This is a genomic window from Hydrogenophaga sp. T66 (genome assembly GCF_057219855.1).
In genome coordinates, this window is sequence record NZ_JBXVVX010000002.1 from 460557 (window position 1) to 478363 (window position 17807).

The 17807-nt window shown below is 71.6% G+C and carries 13 protein-coding genes; 7 read left to right on the forward strand and 6 right to left on the reverse strand.

Annotated elements, in window-relative coordinates:
• Positions 1-13: 13 nt before the first annotated feature.
• Both icmF and AC2D80_RS11155 read left to right on the forward strand, forming a co-directional pair.
• Positions 14-3307, forward strand: a complete 3294-nt coding sequence (gene icmF, locus AC2D80_RS11150) for a fused isobutyryl-CoA mutase/GTPase IcmF (protein WP_484633087.1) — start codon at positions 14-16, stop codon at positions 3305-3307.
• The gene (locus AC2D80_RS11155) at positions 3304-4215 is read left to right on the forward strand and encodes a diacylglycerol/lipid kinase family protein (RefSeq protein WP_484633088.1); all 912 of its coding nucleotides are present in this window, start codon (positions 3304-3306) and stop codon (positions 4213-4215) included. The genes icmF and AC2D80_RS11155 overlap by 4 nt, the downstream gene beginning before the upstream one ends.
• On the opposite strand, the gene AC2D80_RS11160 is transcribed toward AC2D80_RS11155, so the two are convergent.
• Positions 4196-5278 carry a DUF6352 family protein gene (locus AC2D80_RS11160; protein ID WP_484633089.1) on the reverse strand — a complete coding sequence of 361 codons (1083 nt, stop codon included), beginning with the start codon at positions 5276-5278 and terminating at the stop codon, positions 4196-4198. The two genes, AC2D80_RS11155 and AC2D80_RS11160, sit on opposite strands and share 20 nt — an antisense overlap.
• A 74-nt stretch (positions 5279-5352) precedes the next feature.
• On the opposite strand from AC2D80_RS11160, the gene rocF reads away from it, so the two are divergent.
• The gene (gene rocF, locus AC2D80_RS11165; protein WP_484633090.1) at positions 5353-6285 is read left to right on the forward strand and encodes an arginase; all 933 of its coding nucleotides are present in this window, start codon (positions 5353-5355) and stop codon (positions 6283-6285) included.
• Between the two features lie 24 nt (positions 6286-6309).
• Here the strand turns inward: rocF and AC2D80_RS11170 are convergent, their stop codons facing one another.
• On the reverse strand, positions 6310-7998 hold the full coding sequence (locus AC2D80_RS11170; protein WP_484633091.1) for a GMC family oxidoreductase: 1689 nt from the start codon (positions 7996-7998) through the stop codon (positions 6310-6312).
• Between the two features lie 170 nt (positions 7999-8168).
• Here AC2D80_RS11170 and AC2D80_RS11175 point away from each other — a divergent pair, with 170 nt between their 5' ends.
• A complete protein-coding gene (locus AC2D80_RS11175) occupies positions 8169-9023 on the forward strand; it encodes a 3-hydroxybutyryl-CoA dehydrogenase (RefSeq protein WP_484633092.1) in 855 nt (284 codons plus the stop codon).
• Positions 9024-9056: 33 nt separating this feature from the next.
• Here AC2D80_RS11175 and AC2D80_RS11180 read toward each other — a convergent pair whose 3' ends face one another.
• Positions 9057-9776 carry an SDR family NAD(P)-dependent oxidoreductase gene (locus AC2D80_RS11180; protein WP_484633093.1) on the reverse strand — a complete coding sequence of 240 codons (720 nt, stop codon included), beginning with the start codon at positions 9774-9776 and terminating at the stop codon, positions 9057-9059.
• Between the two features lie 118 nt (positions 9777-9894).
• Here AC2D80_RS11180 and gorA point away from each other — a divergent pair, with 118 nt between their 5' ends.
• A complete protein-coding gene (gene gorA, locus AC2D80_RS11185) occupies positions 9895-11298 on the forward strand; it encodes a glutathione-disulfide reductase (protein ID WP_484633094.1) in 1404 nt (467 codons plus the stop codon).
• Here the strand turns inward: gorA and AC2D80_RS11190 are convergent.
• Positions 11291-12562, reverse strand: coding sequence for a DUF4010 domain-containing protein (locus tag AC2D80_RS11190; protein ID WP_484633095.1), 1272 nt, complete (start codon positions 12560-12562; stop codon positions 11291-11293). The genes gorA and AC2D80_RS11190 overlap by 8 nt on opposite strands.
• 45 nt (positions 12563-12607) lie before the next feature.
• Here AC2D80_RS11190 and AC2D80_RS11195 point away from each other — a divergent pair, with 45 nt between their 5' ends.
• Both AC2D80_RS11195 and AC2D80_RS11200 read left to right on the forward strand, forming a co-directional pair.
• Positions 12608-14116, forward strand: a complete 1509-nt coding sequence (locus AC2D80_RS11195) for an AMP nucleosidase (RefSeq protein ID WP_484633096.1) — start codon at positions 12608-12610, stop codon at positions 14114-14116.
• Positions 14113-16383 carry a xanthine dehydrogenase family protein molybdopterin-binding subunit gene (locus AC2D80_RS11200; RefSeq protein ID WP_484633097.1) on the forward strand — a complete coding sequence of 757 codons (2271 nt, stop codon included), beginning with the start codon at positions 14113-14115 and terminating at the stop codon, positions 16381-16383. The genes AC2D80_RS11195 and AC2D80_RS11200 overlap by 4 nt, the downstream gene beginning before the upstream one ends.
• A gap of 9 nt (positions 16384-16392) precedes the next feature.
• Here the strand turns inward: AC2D80_RS11200 and AC2D80_RS11205 are convergent, their stop codons facing one another.
• Both AC2D80_RS11205 and AC2D80_RS11210 read right to left on the reverse strand, forming a co-directional pair.
• On the reverse strand, positions 16393-17142 hold the full coding sequence (locus AC2D80_RS11205; protein WP_484633098.1) for an anti-sigma factor: 750 nt from the start codon (positions 17140-17142) through the stop codon (positions 16393-16395).
• A gap of 5 nt (positions 17143-17147) precedes the next feature.
• Positions 17148-17753 (reverse strand): sigma-70 family RNA polymerase sigma factor, encoded by a 606-nt coding sequence (locus tag AC2D80_RS11210; RefSeq protein ID WP_484633099.1) that lies wholly within the window; start codon positions 17751-17753, stop codon positions 17148-17150.
• Positions 17754-17807 lie beyond the last annotated feature (54 nt).

Consider the following 17807-nt stretch of genomic DNA (forward strand, 5'->3'; position numbering starts at 1 on the left):
CCGGAGACACACCATGACCCAACTCGCCGCCGACTACCAGGCCCTGGCCAACTACCGCCCGCAGCACAAGGTGCGCTTCGTGACCGCCGCCAGCCTGTTCGACGGCCATGACGCGGCCATCAACATCATGCGCCGCATCCTGCAGGGCATGGGCGCCGAGGTGATCCACCTGGGCCACAACCGCTCGGTCGACGAGGTGGTGACCGCCGCGCTGCAGGAGGACGTGCAGGGCATCGCGGTCAGCTCCTACCAGGGCGGCCACGTGGAGTACTTCAAGTACATGGTCGACCTGCTGCGCCAGCGCGGCGGCGGGCACATCCAGGTCTTTGGCGGCGGCGGCGGGGTGATCGTGCCGGCCGAGATCCGCGAGCTCCAGGACTACGGCGTGACCCGCATCTACAGCCCCGAAGACGGCCAGCGCATGGGCCTGCAGGGCATGATCGGCGAGATGGTCATGCGCTGCGACCAGGACCTCACCGGCCACGCCCCGCGTGCGCTCGACGCGATCCGCGGTCACGGCGAGATGGCCTGGCGGGCGCTGGCGCAACTGATCACGGCGCTGGAAAACGGGCGGGCCGATGCGGCGCTGGTGCAGTCGGTGCGCGAGGCCGCCGCGGGCACGAAGGTGCCGGTGCTCGGCATCACCGGCACGGGCGGGGCCGGCAAATCGTCGCTCACCGATGAACTCATCCGTCGCTTGCGCCTGGATCAGGACGACGCCCTGCGCGTGGCGGTGATCTCCATCGACCCGTCGCGCCGCAAAAGCGGCGGCGCGCTGCTGGGCGACCGCATTCGCATGAACGCGATCAACCCCTGGCAGCAAGGCGCCCGCGTGTACATGCGCAGCCTCGCCACGCGCGACTTCGGCAGCGAGATCAGCGCCGCGCTGCCCGACGTGGTGGCCGCCTGCAAGGCCGCGGGCTTTGATCTCGTGATCGTCGAGACCTCCGGCATCGGGCAGGGTGACGCGGCCATCGTCCCGCACGTGGACGTACCGATGTACGTGATGACCCCCGAGTTCGGTGCGGCCAGCCAGCTGGAAAAGATCGACATGCTGGACTTCGCCCAGTTCGTGGCGATCAACAAGTTCGACCGCAAAGGCGCGGCCGACGCGCTGCGCGATGTCAGCAAGCAGGTGCAGCGCAACCGCGAGGCGTGGACGGTACCGACCGAACAGATGCCGGTGTTCGGCACGATGGCCGCGCGCTTCAACGACGACGGCGTGACCGCGCTGTACCAGGCGCTGAAGGGAAAGCTGGGCGAACTGGGTCTGCCGCTGCGCGAAGGCCGGCTGCCGCGCGTGAACGGCCGCCACAGCACCAACCAGACGCCCATCGTCCCCGGCGCGCGGACCCGCTACCTCGCCGAAATTGCTGATACGGTGCGCGGCTACAAGAAGAAGGCGCGCGAGCAGGCCCGACTGGCGCGCGAGATCCAGCAGTTGCGCGCGGCGGCCGAGATGCTGCGCATCGACAAGCCCGAGCGCTCGCGCGCGGCCGAAGCCGCCATCGATCTGGCGCAGCTGCGCGAACTCGACCAGGATCCGGCGGCGCGCAAGCTGCTCCAGCAGTGGCCCGACATGCAAAAGGCCTACGCCGGCGACGAGTACGTGGTGAAGATCCGCGACAAGGAAATCCGCACCGCGCTGACCACCAAGAGCCTGTCGGGGACCACGATCCGCAAGGTCGCCCTGCCCGCTTACGAGGACCACGGCGAGTTGCTCAAGTGGCTGATGCTGGAGAACGTGCCGGGCAGCTTCCCGTACACGGCCGGCACCTTCGCCTTCAAGCGCGAAGGCGAGGACCCCACCCGCATGTTCGCGGGTGAAGGCGACCCGTTCCGCACCAACCGCCGCTTCAAGCTGCTGTCCGAGGGCATGCCAGCCAAGCGCCTGTCCACCGCCTTCGACTCGGTGACCCTGTACGGCGCCGACCCGGCGCCGCGGCCCGACATCTACGGCAAGGTCGGCAACTCCGGCGTGTCCATCGCCACGCTGGACGACATGAAGGTGCTCTACGGCGGCTTCGACCTCTGCCACCCGGCCACGTCGGTGTCGATGACGATCAACGGCCCGGCGCCGAGCATCCTGGCGATGTTCATGAACACCGCCATCGACCAGAACCTCGAGAAGTTCAAGACCGAGAACGGCCGCGAACCCACCGACACCGAGGCCGCCAAGATCCGCGAATGGGTGCTGGCCAACGTGCGGGGGACGGTGCAGGCCGACATCCTGAAAGAGGATCAGGGCCAGAACACCTGCATCTTCTCCACCGAGTTTTCGCTCAAGGTGATGGGCGACATCCAGTCGTACTTTGTGCACCACAACGTGCGCAACTTCTATTCGGTGTCCATCTCCGGCTATCACATCGCCGAAGCCGGGGCCAACCCGATCAGCCAGCTCGCGTTCACGCTCTCCAACGGCTTCACGTTTGTGGAAGCCTACCTCGCGCGTGGCATGCACATCGACGACTTCGCGCCCAACCTCAGCTTCTTCTTCAGCAACGGCATGGACCCGGAGTACACCGTGATGGGCCGCGTGGCGCGGCGCATCTGGGCGGTGGCCATGAAAGAGAAGTACGGCGCCAACGAGCGCAGCCAGAAGCTGAAATACCACATCCAGACCAGCGGCCGCAGCCTGCACGCGCAGGAGATCCAGTTCAACGACATCCGCACCACGCTGCAGGCGCTGATCGCGATCTACGACAACTGCAACTCGCTGCACACCAACGCCTTCGACGAGGCCATCACCACGCCCACCGAAGATTCGGTGCGCCGGGCGATGGCGATCCAGCTCATCATCAACCGCGAGTGGGGCCTGGCGAAAAACGAGAACCCGAACCAGGGCGCGTTCATCATGGATGAGCTGACCGAACTGGTGGAAGAGGCGGTGCTCGCCGAGTTCGAGCGCATCGCCGAGCGCGGTGGCGTGTTGGGGGCGATGGAGACCGGCTACCAGCGCGGCCGCATCCAGGATGAGTCGATGCACTACGAGATGCTCAAGCACACGGGCGAACTGCCCATCATCGGCGTCAACACCTTCCGCAACCCGAAGGGCGATCCGATCCCCGAGACGCTGGAGCTCGCGCGCTCGACCGAAGACGAAAAGCAGAGCCAGCTGCAGCGTCTCAACGATTTCCACGCGCGCCACGCGGCCGAGGCGCCGGCGATGCTGCAGCGCCTGAAGCAGACGGTCATCGAAAACGGCAACGTGTTCGAAGTGCTGATGGACGCGGTGCGCTGCTGCTCGCTCGGGCAGATCACCGACGCCCTGTTTGAGGTGGGCGGTCAGTACCGCCGCAACATGTGAGTGTTCCGGCCCGGGCGGTGCTGCTGAACCCGCACGCCCAGGGCGGGCGGGCGGCGCACTGGGGCGATCGCCTGCGGGCTGTGCTGCCGGCGGGCGTGGCACTGCACACGCCCGACACGGTGGCCGATGCGCACGCGCGGATCGCCGCGCTGCCGCGCGGCAGCCGGGTCGTCGCCGTGGGCGGCGACGGTACCCTGCACCGCTGGCTGCCGGCCCTGCTCGACGGCGGCCACTCCCTGGGTGTGGTGGCGCTGGGCAGCGGCAATGACGTCGCGCGCGCCTTGGGCGCTTATGGTCAGCCACCCACCGCCGCCCTGGCCCATGCCCTGGCCGGGGACGATCACCCGATCGATGTGGGCGAGGCGGTGTGGCACGACCGCGCGGGTCACATCCACCGGGTGGCCTTTCTGAGCAGTGTGAGCGCGGGCTTCGACGCGGCGGTGGTGCGGCGCAGCCTGCGCGCGCCGCGCGGGTTGCGTGGCCTGCCGCGCTACCTGTGGGCCACGCTGGCCGAGGTGGCGTGGCTGCGCCGCTGGCGGGTCGAGATCACCGCCGACGATGCGCTGGCCCACCGCGGCGAGGTGCTGTTTGCCGCCACGCTCAACACGCCCACCTTTGGCAGCGGCATACCGGCCGTGCCGGGCGCGCGGGTGCACGACGGCGTACTGAACCTTCTGGTGGCGGGCCGCTTCGGGCGGCTCGGCACGCTGACCATGCTGCCGCGGCTGCTGCTGGGCGCCCACCTCGGGCACCCGCGCGTGCACACCCGCCCGTACGAGACGCTGGACCTCACCGCCGAGACCGACCTGCCGCTGGCGGCGGACGGCGAATGGCTGGGCGAGGCGCGCACGCTGCGCGTGTGCGTGCACCCGGGGGCGCTGCGCGCGGTCAGGCGACCGGCAGGTTGAGCAACAGGTTCTGCGGCTTGAGCTTGAGCAGGCCGTCGGCGGTCATGGCCAGCCCCAGGTAAACCGGCTTGCCGCGCACATCTTCGCGCTGCTGGGCCGGGTCCTCAAACTGCAGGCGGAACAGGCTGATCAGCCGCGCCTTCCGCGCCTCGTCCACCGGCCGGCCTTCGTAGAGGTCGTTGAGCAGCGCGGTGGCCTCCACATCCAGCCCAACGTGCCAGCGCCAGGCCGGGTCGTCCACGCGCGGCTCGGCGGTGATGCGCACACGAAGGCCTTGCACGCGGGCGAGCCAGCGCTCCAGCACGTCGGCCAGCGCGCTCAGTCCCGAGTGTTTGCGCTGCAGGGTGAGCGTGAGTCCGTGCGACAGGTGTTGCTGGACCTCGTGGGTGAGGTCCAGCACCCACGGATGGTGGTCGGCGACGGCGCGGCTGGCGAGGTAAGCCTCAGCGGTGTCGGGCCCGACCACGCGCACCCGCGCATCGGGCAGCGAAGCGCCCGCCTGGCGCAGCAGCTCACCCAGGCTGCCCAGGCCGCCGGTCTGGCTCAGGCGGTCCAGCGTATCGGCGTCGGCCGACAGCACCCGACCGTCGGTGACGCGCACGCGCTGCCGGCGAAACAGCAGTTCCGCGGCGCGCCAGCGCAGCGCGTCGGGCTCATCGGCCAGCGCGCGGGCGGCGATGGCCTGCACCAGCAGGTCGAGAAACAGCGGCGGGATCTGGATGGCGCCGGCGCGGAAAAAACCCGCCCAGGCCGCCTCCAGCGTGCCGGCGGCTTGCACCGCGTCGCGGAACCGCAGGAAGAGGCGCCAGTTCTCCCGCACGTCGGGGTCGCGGATGGCCTCGATGCGCCCGGCGATGACCGAGCGCAGCGGATCGTCCATCAGGGCCTCGTGCAGGCCACGCTCGGCCACGCAGGATTCCTCCACCGGCGCCAGCTCCGGTCGCTGCAGCCACACGCGCCAGTAATCCGGTGTGGGGCGCAGGCCGGCGGCATCGGGTGCGAGGGCATGGACGCCGCAGGCGGGCCAGGGGGCAGCGGACGGTGACAGGGTGTGGTCGGTCATGGTGGCTCGGTGGACCGGCGGGATTGTGCGGCAGTGGCCTTGCCCCCACCGCCAGCCGGGCGACAATCGCCGGCATGCAAACCCCTCCCGTCAGCCTGATCGGCGTGCCCACCGACATCGGCGCCGGCGCCCGCGGCGCCTCCATGGGCCCGGAGGCCTTGCGCGTGGCCGGTCTGCAGGCCGTGCTGGAAAGCCACGGCGTGTCGGTGATCGACCGCGGCAACCTCGGCGGTCCGGCCAACCCGTGGCAGCCGCCGCGCGACGGCTACCGGCACCTGCCTGAGGTGGTGGCCTGGAACCGCGCCCTGCACGAGGCGGTGTTCGCCGAGCTGCAGGGCGGACGGATGCCGATCGTGCTCGGCGGCGACCACTGTCTCGGCCTGGGCTCGATCAGCGCGGTGGCGCGCCACTGCCGCACCCGCGGCCGGCGGCTGCGTGTGTTGTGGCTCGACGCCCACGCCGACTTCAACACCGCCGCCCTCACGCCCAGTGGCAATCTGCACGGCATGCCGGTCGCGCTGCTGTGCGGCATGGGGCCGCCCGAACTCACCGGCATCGGCGGCACCACGCCCGCCATCACGCCCGACGTGGTGCGCCAGATCGGCATCCGCAGCGTGGACGCGGGCGAAAAGCGGCTGGTCCATGAACACGGGCTGGAGGTGTTCGACATGCGCTACATCGACGAGATGGGCATGCGCCACACCATGGCGCAGGCGCTGGCCGACCTCGACGACAACACCCACCTGCACGTGAGCTTCGACGTCGACTTTCTCGATCCCGAGATCGCTCCGGGCGTGGGCACCACCGTGCCGGGCGGGCCGACCTACCGGGAAGCCCAGCTCTGCATGGAAATGATCGCCGACACCGGCCGGCTGGGCAGCCTTGATGTGGTGGAGCTCAACCCGGCGCTGGACGTTCGCAACCGCACCGCGTTGCTGGCCGTGGACCTGATCGAAAGCCTGTTCGGCAAGTCCACATTGATGCGCCAGACCGCGCCGGTGCGCTGAGGACTGAGCTGTCGAGCGGTCTGCTCAGGCGGCCAGTGCCTCGGCCCGCTCGGCCGCCGGCGCTGACACGGCACCGGCCGCACCGCGGGCCGCGCGCAGCCAGTCCACCGCCTTTTCCGCCATCATGATCACCGGCGCGTTGGTGTTGCCACCGACGATACTGGGCATCACCGAGGCATCCACCACGCGAAGACCCTGCACGCCGTGCACGCGCAGCTGCGCGTCGACCACCGCGTCCGGGCCCGGGCCCATCTTGCAGGTGCCCACCGGGTGGTAGATGGTGTCGGCGTGGTCGCGAACGAAGCGCTCGATCTCGGCGTCGGTGCGCGCCGAGGCCGAAGCCGCCGCCTCAAAGCCACCGTGGCGGGCGAGCGCGGGCTGGTTGAGCAGCGCGCGCAATTGACGGAAGCCGCGCACCAGGCGGGCCGTGTCGTCGGGGTCCTGCAGGAAGGCCGGATCGATCAGCGGCGCCACCTGCGGGTCGGCGCTGGCCAGACGCAGGCTGCCGCGGCTGCGCGGCCGCAGCAGGCACACATGGCAGGAGTAGCCGTGACCCAGCACCGTCTTGCGGCCGTGATCGACCAGCTTGCCCACGACGAAATGCAGCTGCAGATCGGGCAGCGGCTCCGCCGGGTCGCTCTTGATGAATCCGCCGGCTTCGGCGAAGTTGCTGGTCAGCAGCCCGCGGCGGTGGCGGCGCCATTCGCCGATCGCCTTGATCACCCGCCACACGCCCACGGGCGTGATGCCCAGCAGGTCGCGCACGCGCGGCGCGTTCATCACCAGCACCACGTCCACGTGGTCGTGCAGGTTCTGCCCCACGCCCGGCAGGTGCCGCACGGGCCGCACACCGACCTCACGCAGGTGGTCCTCGGGCCCGATGCCGGAGAGCAGCAGCAGCTGGGGCGAGCCGAAGGCGCCGGCGCTCAACACCACCTCGCCGCCCTCGCGGCAACGCAGCGTCTGCAGCGGGCCCCGCCCGTCCTGGCCACGGTACTCGATACCCACCGCCCGCACCGGGGTGCTGCCGCCGGTGGTCTCGCCGAACTCGGTGATCACGCGGGTGACGGCGGCGTGGGTGATGACCTGCAGGTTCGGGCGGTTAAGGTGGGGCGTGAGGTAGGCCTTGGCGGCGCTGAAGCGCTCGCCGTCGCGGTGCGTGACCTGGTAGACGCCGACGCCCTCTTGCTCCGCGCCGTTGAAGTCCGGGTTGAGCGGATAACCCGCCTGCCGACCCGCCTCCAGGAACGAGGCCAGGAACGGGTTGGGCGATGTCAGGTCTTTCACGTTGAGGGGGCCGCCCGTGCCATGGAACGCGTCGGCGCCGCGTTCGTTGTGCTCAGCGCGCTTGAAGACAGGCAGGACGTCTTTCCACGACCAGCCCGGATTGCCCTGCGCGGCCCAGTCGTCGTAGTCCCGGGCGTGGCCGCGGGCGTAGATCATGGCGTTGATCGAACTTGACCCGCCCAGCACCTTGCCGCGCGGCTGGTAGCCACGGCGCCCGTTGAGCCCCGGCTGCGGCACCGTCTCATAGGCCCAGTTGGCCTGTCCGTTGCGCGCCATCAGCGCCAGCCCGCCCGGACAGTGGATCAACACGCTGCGGTCTGGCGGCCCCGCTTCCACCAGCGCCACGCGGACCCCCGGATCCTCGCTCAGGCGTCCGGCCAGCACGCAGCCCGCCGATCCGCCGCCCACGATGATGTAGTCGTACATGCCTGTCTCCGAAGTTGGTGCGCCGTACCCGCGGTGGCGGTGGGCGACAATCGATGGGCAAGTTAGCACACGGCCCGGGCCGCCTTTAGGCAGCCCCGCCTAGGAATGACACGCCCGGGACGCCGGGTTTTCCCCGCCCTTCACCTTTGCCTTCCACGAGGTTTTTCAGCATGAGCACCACCATCCAGACCGTCGGCATCATCGGCTCCGGCACCATGGGCAACGGCATCGCGCAGGCCTGCGCCACCAGCGGCATCCGCGTCGTGCTGGTCGACATCGCCCAGGCCGCGCTCGACAAAGCCGTGGCCACCATCGGCGGCAGCCTCGACCGCCTGATCAAGAAAGAGAAGATGACCGCCGAGGCCAAAGCCCAGGCCATGGCGCTGATCACCACCAGCACGTCCTACGACGATCTCAAGGGCGCGCAGCTGGTGATCGAGGCCGCCACCGAAAACGAGGCCTTGAAGGTCAAGATCCTGCAGCAGCTCGACGGCCTGCTGGGCCCCGACGTCATCGTCGCCACCAACACCAGCTCCATCAGCATCACCAAACTGGCCGCGGCCACCCAGCGCGCCGACCGCTTCATCGGCATGCACTTCTTCAACCCGGTGCCGATGATGGCGCTGGTGGAAATCATCCGCGGCCTGCAGACCAGCGACGCCACGCACGACACGGTGAAAGCCCTGGCCGAAGCGCTGGGCAAGACGCCCATCACGGTGAAGAACGCCCCGGGCTTCGTCGTCAACCGGATTCTGGTGCCGATGATCAACGAGGCCTTCTTCGTGCTGGCCGAGGGGCTGGCCACGCCCGAGGACATCGACGCCGGCATGAAACTCGGCACCAACCAGCCCATCGGCCCGCTGGCCCTGGCCGACATGATCGGTCTGGACGTGTGCCTGGCCGTCATGAACGTCTACATGGCCGAGTTCAACGACAGCAAGTACCGCCCCGCCCCGCTGCTCAAGGAAATGGTCGCTGCCGGCTGGCTCGGCCGCAAGACCGGCCGCGGCGTCTACACCTACTGACCCGGTCCCGCGCCGCACCCTGCGGCGCCGACATCACCAGGGCACGGGCAGGCCCTGGTGGTCGAAGAACCCGCCACCGCTGCCCTCGGGCAGCGTGTCGATGACTTGCAGCAGTTGCTGCGCAGCCAGCGCCGGCGGGCGCACCTCCAGCCCGGTCTTGGCGAAAGGCTGGGAGAGCGCGGTGTCCACCGTCCCGGGATGCAGGGCCACGCACAAGGCCTGCTTGTTGCGCCGGGCGAGTTCGATCGACGCCGTGCGCACCAACTGGTTGAGCGCGGCCTTGGACGCGCGGTAACCGTACCAGCCCCCCAGGCGGTTGTCGCCGATGCTCCCCACGCGCGCCGACAGAAAGGCCGCCACGCACCGGCCTTGCCGCGGCAGCAGCGGCAGCAGGTGGCGCATGACCAGCGCCGGGCCGATCGTGTTGACGAGGAAGACGCGCTGCAAGGCCTCGGCGTCGAGGTGCTGCCAGCTGCGCTCGGGCTGCACCGCGCCCTCGTGGAGGACGCCGGTGGCGACGATGAGCGTCGTCAGCGACCGCTGCTCGTCCGCCAGCCGCTGGGCCACGTGCGCCGCCAGGCGCTCCACACTGCCGGGGTCCGCGTAATCCACGGCCACCGGGGTGCGGCGCCCCACGGCCAGCACGGCCCTCCCGCGGGCGGCCAGCGCGTCGGCCAAGGCAGCGCCGATGCCGCCGGTGCCGCCCATCACCAGCGCCAGTTCGTCAGAGCGGGGGAAGATCGGATCGGGCATGGCCGGGATTCTGGCCGGGGCGGGCGGCGCGCGCACCCGCTCGCGGCAATGCCCCGCTGCACCGACCGCCTTGGCGACGCCGCCGACAAGCACCGCCCGGGCGGCCTACCATTCGGGCATGAGCGCATCACACGACTTCGACCTTTTCGTCATCGGCGGCGGCAGCGGCGGCGTGCGTGCGGCCCGCATGGCCGCGCAGCGCGGCTTGCGCGTCGCCCTGGCCGAGACCCTCGGCACCGACGGCCTCGGCGGTACCTGCGTCAACCTGGGCTGCATTCCCAAGAAGCTGTACAGCTACGCCGCGCACTACCACGAGGCCTTCGAAGAGGCGCGCGGCTTCGGCTGGCGGCTGGGCGAGGCGCGCTTTGACTGGGCCACGCTCAAGGCCAACCGCGCCACCGAAATCAGCCGGCTCAACGGCGTGTATGCCAACCTGTTGCGCGGCGCGGGCGTGACCACGCTGGACGGCTTTGCGCGGCTGGCGGGCGACCACACGATCGAACTGGCCACCCTCAACGCCGACGGCTCGCCGGGCCACCGCCACTTCAGCGCGGCCCACATCCTGATCGCCACCGGCGGCGCGCCGCATGTGCCGCACTTCCAGGGTCGCGAACACGTCATCACCAGCGACGAGGTGTTCGACCTCGACCCGTTCCCGAAGCGGCTGCTGATCGTCGGCGGTGGCTACATCGCCTGCGAGTTCGCCTCCATCTTCAACGGGCTGGGGAGCCGCGTGACGCAGCTTTACCGCGGGGAGCAGGTGCTGCGCGGCTTCGACGACGAGCTCCGCCACTTTGCCGCCGCCGAGATGGCCAAGGCGGGCGTGGACCTGCGGCTCCACGCCGGCGTGGTGGAGATTCACCGGCGCGACGACGGTCTGCACGTGACCTGCGAGGACGGCAACACGCTGGTGGTGGACGCCGCGCTGTACGCCACCGGCCGCCGCCCGCGCAGCCAGGGGCTGGGCCTGGAGGCGGCGGGCGTGGCCACCGGCGCGCAGGGTGAGGTCATCGTCAACGAGCGCTACCAGACCACGGTGCCGCACATCTGGGCGGTGGGTGACGTGATCGATCGCGTGGCGCTCACGCCGGTCGCGCTGGGCGAGGCGATGGTCGTGGTCGACCAGCTCTGCGGCCCGGCGCCGGGCAAGGCGCCGCGCCAGATGGCCTACGACCTCATCCCCACCGCCGTGTTCACGCACCCGAACATCGGCACCGTGGGCCTGACGGAGACCCAGGCCCGCGAACGGTTCGGCGACGTCCGCGTGTTCCGCAGCGAATTCAAGGCACTGCGCCACACGCTCTCGGGTCGCAGCGAGCGCACCCTGATGAAGCTCGTGGTGGACGCGGCCAGCGACCGCGTCGTGGGCCTGCACATGGTGGGCGCGGAGGCCGGCGAGATCGTGCAGGGCTTCGCCGTCGCGCTGAAGGCCGGCGCCACCAAGGCGGTGTTCGACAGCACCATCGGCATCCACCCCACGGCGGCGGAAGAGTTCGTGACGATGCGAGAGCCGGTCAGGTGAACAGCAGCACCGCCGCGGCCAGCGCGGTGTGGGCCCACAGGCCCGGCAGCAAGGCGCGCGCGTAGGGCGTGCCGCCGGCCACCACGGCCGCCACGCTTTTGCTCGCCGCGTGCACCACCAGGACCAGCGCCAGCGCCTGGTGCGCGGCCGGGTCGGGGGCGGCATCGCTGAACAGCGCCGCCGCTGCCGCGTGCAGGTCGGCCAGCGCGCCGATACCGGCACCCAGGAGCAGGCCGGTGTCGCCCAGCCACTGCCGCAGCGCGTGCACCAGCGCCTGCACGCCCGCCAGCAGCGCCGCCACGCCCAGCGCGCCGGGCAGGCTGAACATGCGGTCGTCGCGGGCCACGGCCAGCGCGTCGGCGCGCGGCGACGAACCACCCAGCGGCGCGGCGCCAGAAGCGGCACCGCGCACCAGCCACAGGCCCCACAGCAGCGCCAGCGCGCCGCCCGCGGCCACAGGCGTCCACAGGTCGGGCAGCCACGCCGGGCGCAGCGCGGTGGCGACCATCAACAATTGCAGCAGCGTGGCCACGCAGGACAACAGCCCGCCGCCGGCGAGCGCGCGGGCGTCGCCGGAACGCCGGGCGGCCAGGCCCAGGCTGGCGATGGTGGCCGTGCTGGACACAAAGCCCGAGGCCAGCGAGGACAGCGCCAGGGCGTGGCGCGCGGCCAGCAACCGGCGCGCGAGGTGGGCCACCGATTGCAGGATGAGCAGCAGGGCCAGCAAGGTACCGATCGCGCGCGGGTTCAGCGCGTCGCCCCACAACGGCCGGTCCGGCAGCAGCGGCAGGCCCAGCAACACCAGGGCGGCGAGCAGGATGCCGTCGCGCACCTCGCCCGGGCGCAACCAGTGGGTGACGAAGCGGTGCGCGCGGTCCCGCAGGGCCAGCACCACCGTGAGTCCGGCCGCCAGGGCCGCCGCCAGCGGCGCGCTCTGGGCCGCGAGCACGCCGATCAGGTAGGTCAGCAACAGCGCGACCTCGGTGGTCACGCCCGGGTCGCCGGAGCGGTCCTTCCAGTAGGCGAGCAGGCCCAGACCCGCGACAAAACCGGCCCCGGCCACGACCACCCCGGCCAGCCCGGTGAGCGCGGCGGCCGCGCCCGTCACGCAGGCCAGCGCGAAACTGCGCAACCCGGCCAGCGCGCGTTGTGGCCCCGCGCCCTTGCGCCGCTCGCGCTCGATGCCCACCAGCAGCCCGCAGCCCAGCGCCACCGCCAGCGTGGCAACGGCGTGGGCGAGGTCGGGCGCGGTGATCGCGGTCATGGATTCGGTCTTGGGGCGTTCATCGACGCGGGCCACAATAGGCCCATGCAACGCTCGCCCGACTTTACCGCTCCCCGCTTTTTCCACGACCCGGACGCGGCGCTGGCGCAGGTGCGCCACTTGTATGACCGCAGCGTGGGCTTCCTGCGCCAGGCGATGCACGACTACGTGGCCGGCGCCGATTTCGACGGCGTGCGCGTGCGGGCCTGCTACCCCTTCGTGCGTCTGCACACCCACAGCAACCTGCGCCTGGGCGCGGGCAACCCCGACGGCGGACGCCAGCGCCTGAGTTACGGTTTCGTCGCCGGGCCCGGCCGCTACGAGACCACCCTCACGCGCCCGGACCTGTACAGCGACTACTACCGCGAGCAGTTCCGGCTGCTGCTGGCCAACCACGGCGGCGAACTGGAGATCGGCGTCGGCAGCCAGCCGATCCCGATCCACTTCTCCTTCGCCGAGCACGACCACGTGGAAGGCCAGATGAGCGCGGAGCGCCGCGCCTACATGCGCGACGTGTTCGACCTGCCGGACCTCACCGCCATGGACGACGGCATCGCCAACGGCACTTTCGAGCCCCGCCCTGGCGAGCCGCACCCGCTGTCGCTGTTCACCGCGCCGCGCGTGGACTACTCGCTGCAGCGCCTGCGCCACTACACCGGCACCTCACCCGAGTGGTTTCAGAACTTCGTGCTGTTCACGAACTACCAGTTCTACATCGACGAATTCATCAAGCTCGGCCACGCCGAGATGGCCAGGCCCGACAGCCCCTACATCGCCTTCGTCGAGCCCGGCAACGTGGTCACGCGGCGCGCCGGACTGCCGGCCGAACCGGGCGACGAGCTGGGCCACCAGCCTCCCCGGCTGCCGCAGATGCCCGGCTACCACCTGATGCGCGCCGACCGCAGCGGCATCACCATGGTCAATATCGGCGTCGGTCCGGCCAACGCCAAGAACATCACCGACCACATCGCCGTGCTGCGGCCGCACGCCTGGCTCATGCTGGGCCACTGCGCGGGGCTGCGCACCAACCAGCAACTCGGCGACTACGTGCTCGCGCACGCGTATGTGCGCGAGGACCATGTGCTTGACGAGGAACTGCCGCTGTGGGTGCCGATTCCGGCGCTGGCGGAAATCCAGCTGGCGCTGGAGGCTGCGGTCGCCGCCGTCACGGGCGTGGCGCCGCACGAACTCAAACGCATCATGCGCACCGGCACGGTCGCCAGCACCGACAACCGCAACTGGGAGCTGCTGCCGGACAACACGCCGCAGCGGCGCTTCTCGCAGTCGCGCGCGGTGGCGCTGGACATGGAAAGCGCCACCATCGCCGCCAACGGCTTCCGCTTCCGCGTACCCTACGGCACCCTGCTGTGCGTGAGCGACAAGCCACTGCACGGCGAAATCAAGCTGCCCGGCATGGCCAACCACTTCTACCGCGAGCGCGTCGACCAGCACCTGCGCATCGGCATCCGCGCGGTGGAGCGACTGCGCGAAGGTGGCGTGGACCAGCTGCACAGCCGCAAGCTGCGCAGCTTCGCGGAGGTGGCTTTTCAATGAGCACGCGTCGCACCTTTCTTCTCGGCACGCTGGGCGTGGCCGGCGCGCTGGTGATCGGCTGGGGCGTGACGCCGCCGCGGCAGCGGCTGACCACGCGCGAGCCCCTGCCCGCCGGGCCGGGCGAACATCCGCTCAACGGCTGGGTGGTGATCGGCGCCGACGGCACGGTCACTGTGGCGCTGGCCAAGAGCGAGATGGGCCAGGGCATCGCCACCGCGCTGGCGCGCATCCTGGCCGAGGAGCTGGACGCGGACTGGGCGCGCGTGACGGTGCGGCCCGCCCCCATCGACCCGATCTACCGCAACCTGGCCACGGTGGTGGACGGGCTGCCCTTCCACCCGGACGCCGACAGCGTGGTGGCCGACGCGGCGCGCTGGCTCACCGCCAAGGCGATGCGCGAGATGGGCGTGATGATGACGGGCGGCTCGTCGAGCGTGAAGGACCTGTGGCTGCCGATGCGCCAGGCGGGCGCGAGCGCGCGGGCCATGCTGGTCGGGGCGGCCGCGGCCGGCTGGGGCGTCGATCCGGCGGCCTGCCGCACCGAGGCGGGCACGGTGATCGGCCCGGGCGGCCAGCGGGCGGGCTACGGCGAACTGGCCGCCGCCGCGGCGTCGCAGCCGCTGCCGCGGGACGTGGCGCTGAAAGCGCCGTCGGCGTTTCGGCTGATTGGTCAGCCCGCCCCGCGCCTGGAGGCGCGCGCCAAGGTGGACGGCAGCGCGCGCTTTGGCATCGACGCGCGCCCCGAGGGTTTGTTGCACGCACGACTCCTGATGTGCCCCACGCGCGGCGGGCGCGTCGCGTCGGTCGATGATCGCGCGGCCGCGGCCCGGCCTGGCGTGCGGGCGGTGGTGACGGTGCCGCCGCTGCAGGGCAGCACCGGCGGGGTGGCGGTGATCGCCGACCGCGGCTGGCGCGCGCAGCAGGCGCTGGCGGCGCTGCAGGTGCAGTGGGACGCCGGCCCGGCCGCGGCCTTCGACAGCGCGGCGGCGGTCGACACGCTGGCCGCCACGCTGGACCGCGAGGACGGCTTCGCGTTTTTCAAGACCGGCGATGTGGACGCGGCGCTGGCCACGGCAGCGCGCACGGTGACGGCCGAGTACCGCGCGCCGTGGCTGGCCCACGCCGCGCTGGAGCCGGTGAACTGCACGGTGCGCGCCGGACGCGACCGCGCGGAGGTGTGGGTGTCGACCCAGGTGCCGGATCTGGCGCGCGCCGCGGTGGCGCGGGTGCTGGCGCTGCCGGACGAGGCGGTGACGGTGCACGTGTTGTGGCTCGGCGGCGGCTTTGGCCGGCGGCTGGAGGTGGACTTCATCGCGCAGGCGGCGGCGATCGCCCGCGCCGTGCCGGACACGCCGGTGCAGACGGTGTGGAGCCGCGAGCAGGACACGCAACACGACCTGTACCGGCCGGCCTGCGTGGCGCGCTTCACCGCCGGACTGGACGCCCAGAACCGGCTGGTGGCCTGGAAAAACACCAGCGCCGGGCAGGCGATCCTGCCGCAGGTGCTGGACCGGGTGTTCGGACTGCCCGGGGGCGGCCCGGACAAGACGGCCAGCGAGGGCGCGTTTGACCAGCCCTATGCGTGGCCGGCCGCCCGCATTGGCCACGTCAACGTGGATCTGCCGCTGCCGGTGGGCTTCTGGCGCGCCGTGGGCCATTCGCACCAGGCCTTTTTCAAGGAAGGCTTTCTGGACGAAGTCGCCCACGCCGCCGGCACAGACCCGCTGGCGCTGCGCGAGGCCTTGCTGGCCGATCAGCCGCGCGCGCTGGAGGTGTTGCGGGCCGCGGCCCAGGCCGCCGGCTGGGGACGACCGAGCGCGCCCGCGCCCGACGGCGCGCCGACCGCGCTGGGTCTGGCGCTGCACCGCTCGTTCGGCTCCACCGTGGCACAGGTGGCCCAGGTGTCGGTCGGGCCGGACCGCGCGATCCGGGTGCACCGCGTCTGGTGCGCCATCGACTGCGGCACGCCGGTGAACCCGGCGGGCATCCGCCAGCAGATGGAAAGCGGCGTGGTGTTTGGCCTGTCGGCCGCGCTGCACGGCGGCGTGACCGTGAAGGAAGGCCGCGTGCAGGAGAGCAATTTCCACGACCAGCCGGTGCTGCGCCTGCCGGACGCGCCGGTGGTGGAGTGCGTGATCGTGCCCAGCACGGCGCACCCGGAGGGCGTGGGCGAGCCGGGCTTGCCGCCGGTGGCGCCGGCGGTGGCGAATGCGCTGTTCCGCCTCACCGGCCAGCGCCTGCGGCAACTGCCGCTGCGGCTGGCCTGAGTCGCGCGCTCAGAGCACCTGGACCGAACGGCCGATGTAGAGGATCGGCCCGGTCGGCCGCCCGGTGGGCGAGCCGTTGTAGGGCTCCAGCGTGATCTCGAAGAGCTGGTTGGGCTGCAGTGGCGGCAGGCGGTCCAGCGGCACCTCCAGCGGCTGGCCCGGCTGCACCAGCCCGAGCGACAACGGCGCGTCCCAGCCGTCGGCCTTGGTCCAGAACTGCAGCGAACGCTGCTCGGGCACCGGCGTGTCGGCCAGCGGCACCAGGCGCAGCGCGCGCTGTCGATCGCTGGCCTGCACCACCCAGCCCGGCGCGGTCTGGTTGGGGGCGACCAGCACCACCACAAACTGCGCCGCCGGGGCGCGCACCCCCACCGACGGCGCCACGGCCAGGAAGGTGGCGGCGGCAAAACCGGCCAGTGCGGCACCGCGCCACAAGGCCACGCTGCCCCACCACGCGGCCCACGGCTTCGGCGACGGCACCGCCGGTCGCGACCGCGCGGGCGGCGGCGGTGCGGGCAACGCCGCCTCAATGCGCGACCACAACACCGGCGACGGCTCCACCGGGGCCACCGTGTCGGCCAGCGGCTGCAGGCGCTGCTCCCAGAAGGCCACCGCGTCACGAAGGGCCTCGTCCCCCGGCAGGCGCTCGCGCACGGCCGCGCGCGTGGCGGCCGACAGCGTGCCCAACACATAACCCGCGGCGAGGGCGTCGGTGTCCTCGGGCCGGCGGGGCGGGTTGGGGCGGTGGGCGTTGGTCATGGCGGTCAGGCGAGACACTCGCGCAAGGCGGCGAGGCCGCGGCGGATCCAGGCCTTCACCGTGCCCAGCGGGGCGTTGAGCCGCTCGGCGATCTCCGCGTGGCTGCAGCCATCGAGATAGGCATGGAGCACGCACTGTCGCTTGGCCACATCCAGCCGCTCCAGACAGGCGTCGAGCTGGCGCACCGAGCTGCGCCAGGCCACCGTGTCGGCCACGTCAGGACCGGAATCGGCCCCGGCTTCCTGCAGGGCGTCGAGGGTTTCCTCGTCGGCACTCACGGTGCGGCGGTGGGCGCGCACCCAGTCCAGCGCGGCGTGGCGCACGATGCTGTAGAGCCAGCCGCGGCCATCGCCGCGGCGCGGGTCGAAGCTGCCCGCGCGGGTCCACACGGCCACAAACGCGTCCTGCAGCACATCCTCGGCCGACGCGCGGTCGCGCACCAGCCGCAACGCCACCCCCAGCAGGTAGCGTCCTTCGCGCTCGTAAAGGCGGCGCAGCGCGTCGCGCTCGCCGCGCGCACAGGCGGCCAGCTCGGCGTTGTGGTCGAAGGGCGTGTTCAGGGTCACGACGGGGCGGCGGGCGCGGCGGATCGGGGCGGGGGTCGCGCGCATGGTACCCCACCCCGTTCCGCTTCAACCCCGGCCTTCGGCGCCGCGCTGCGCGGG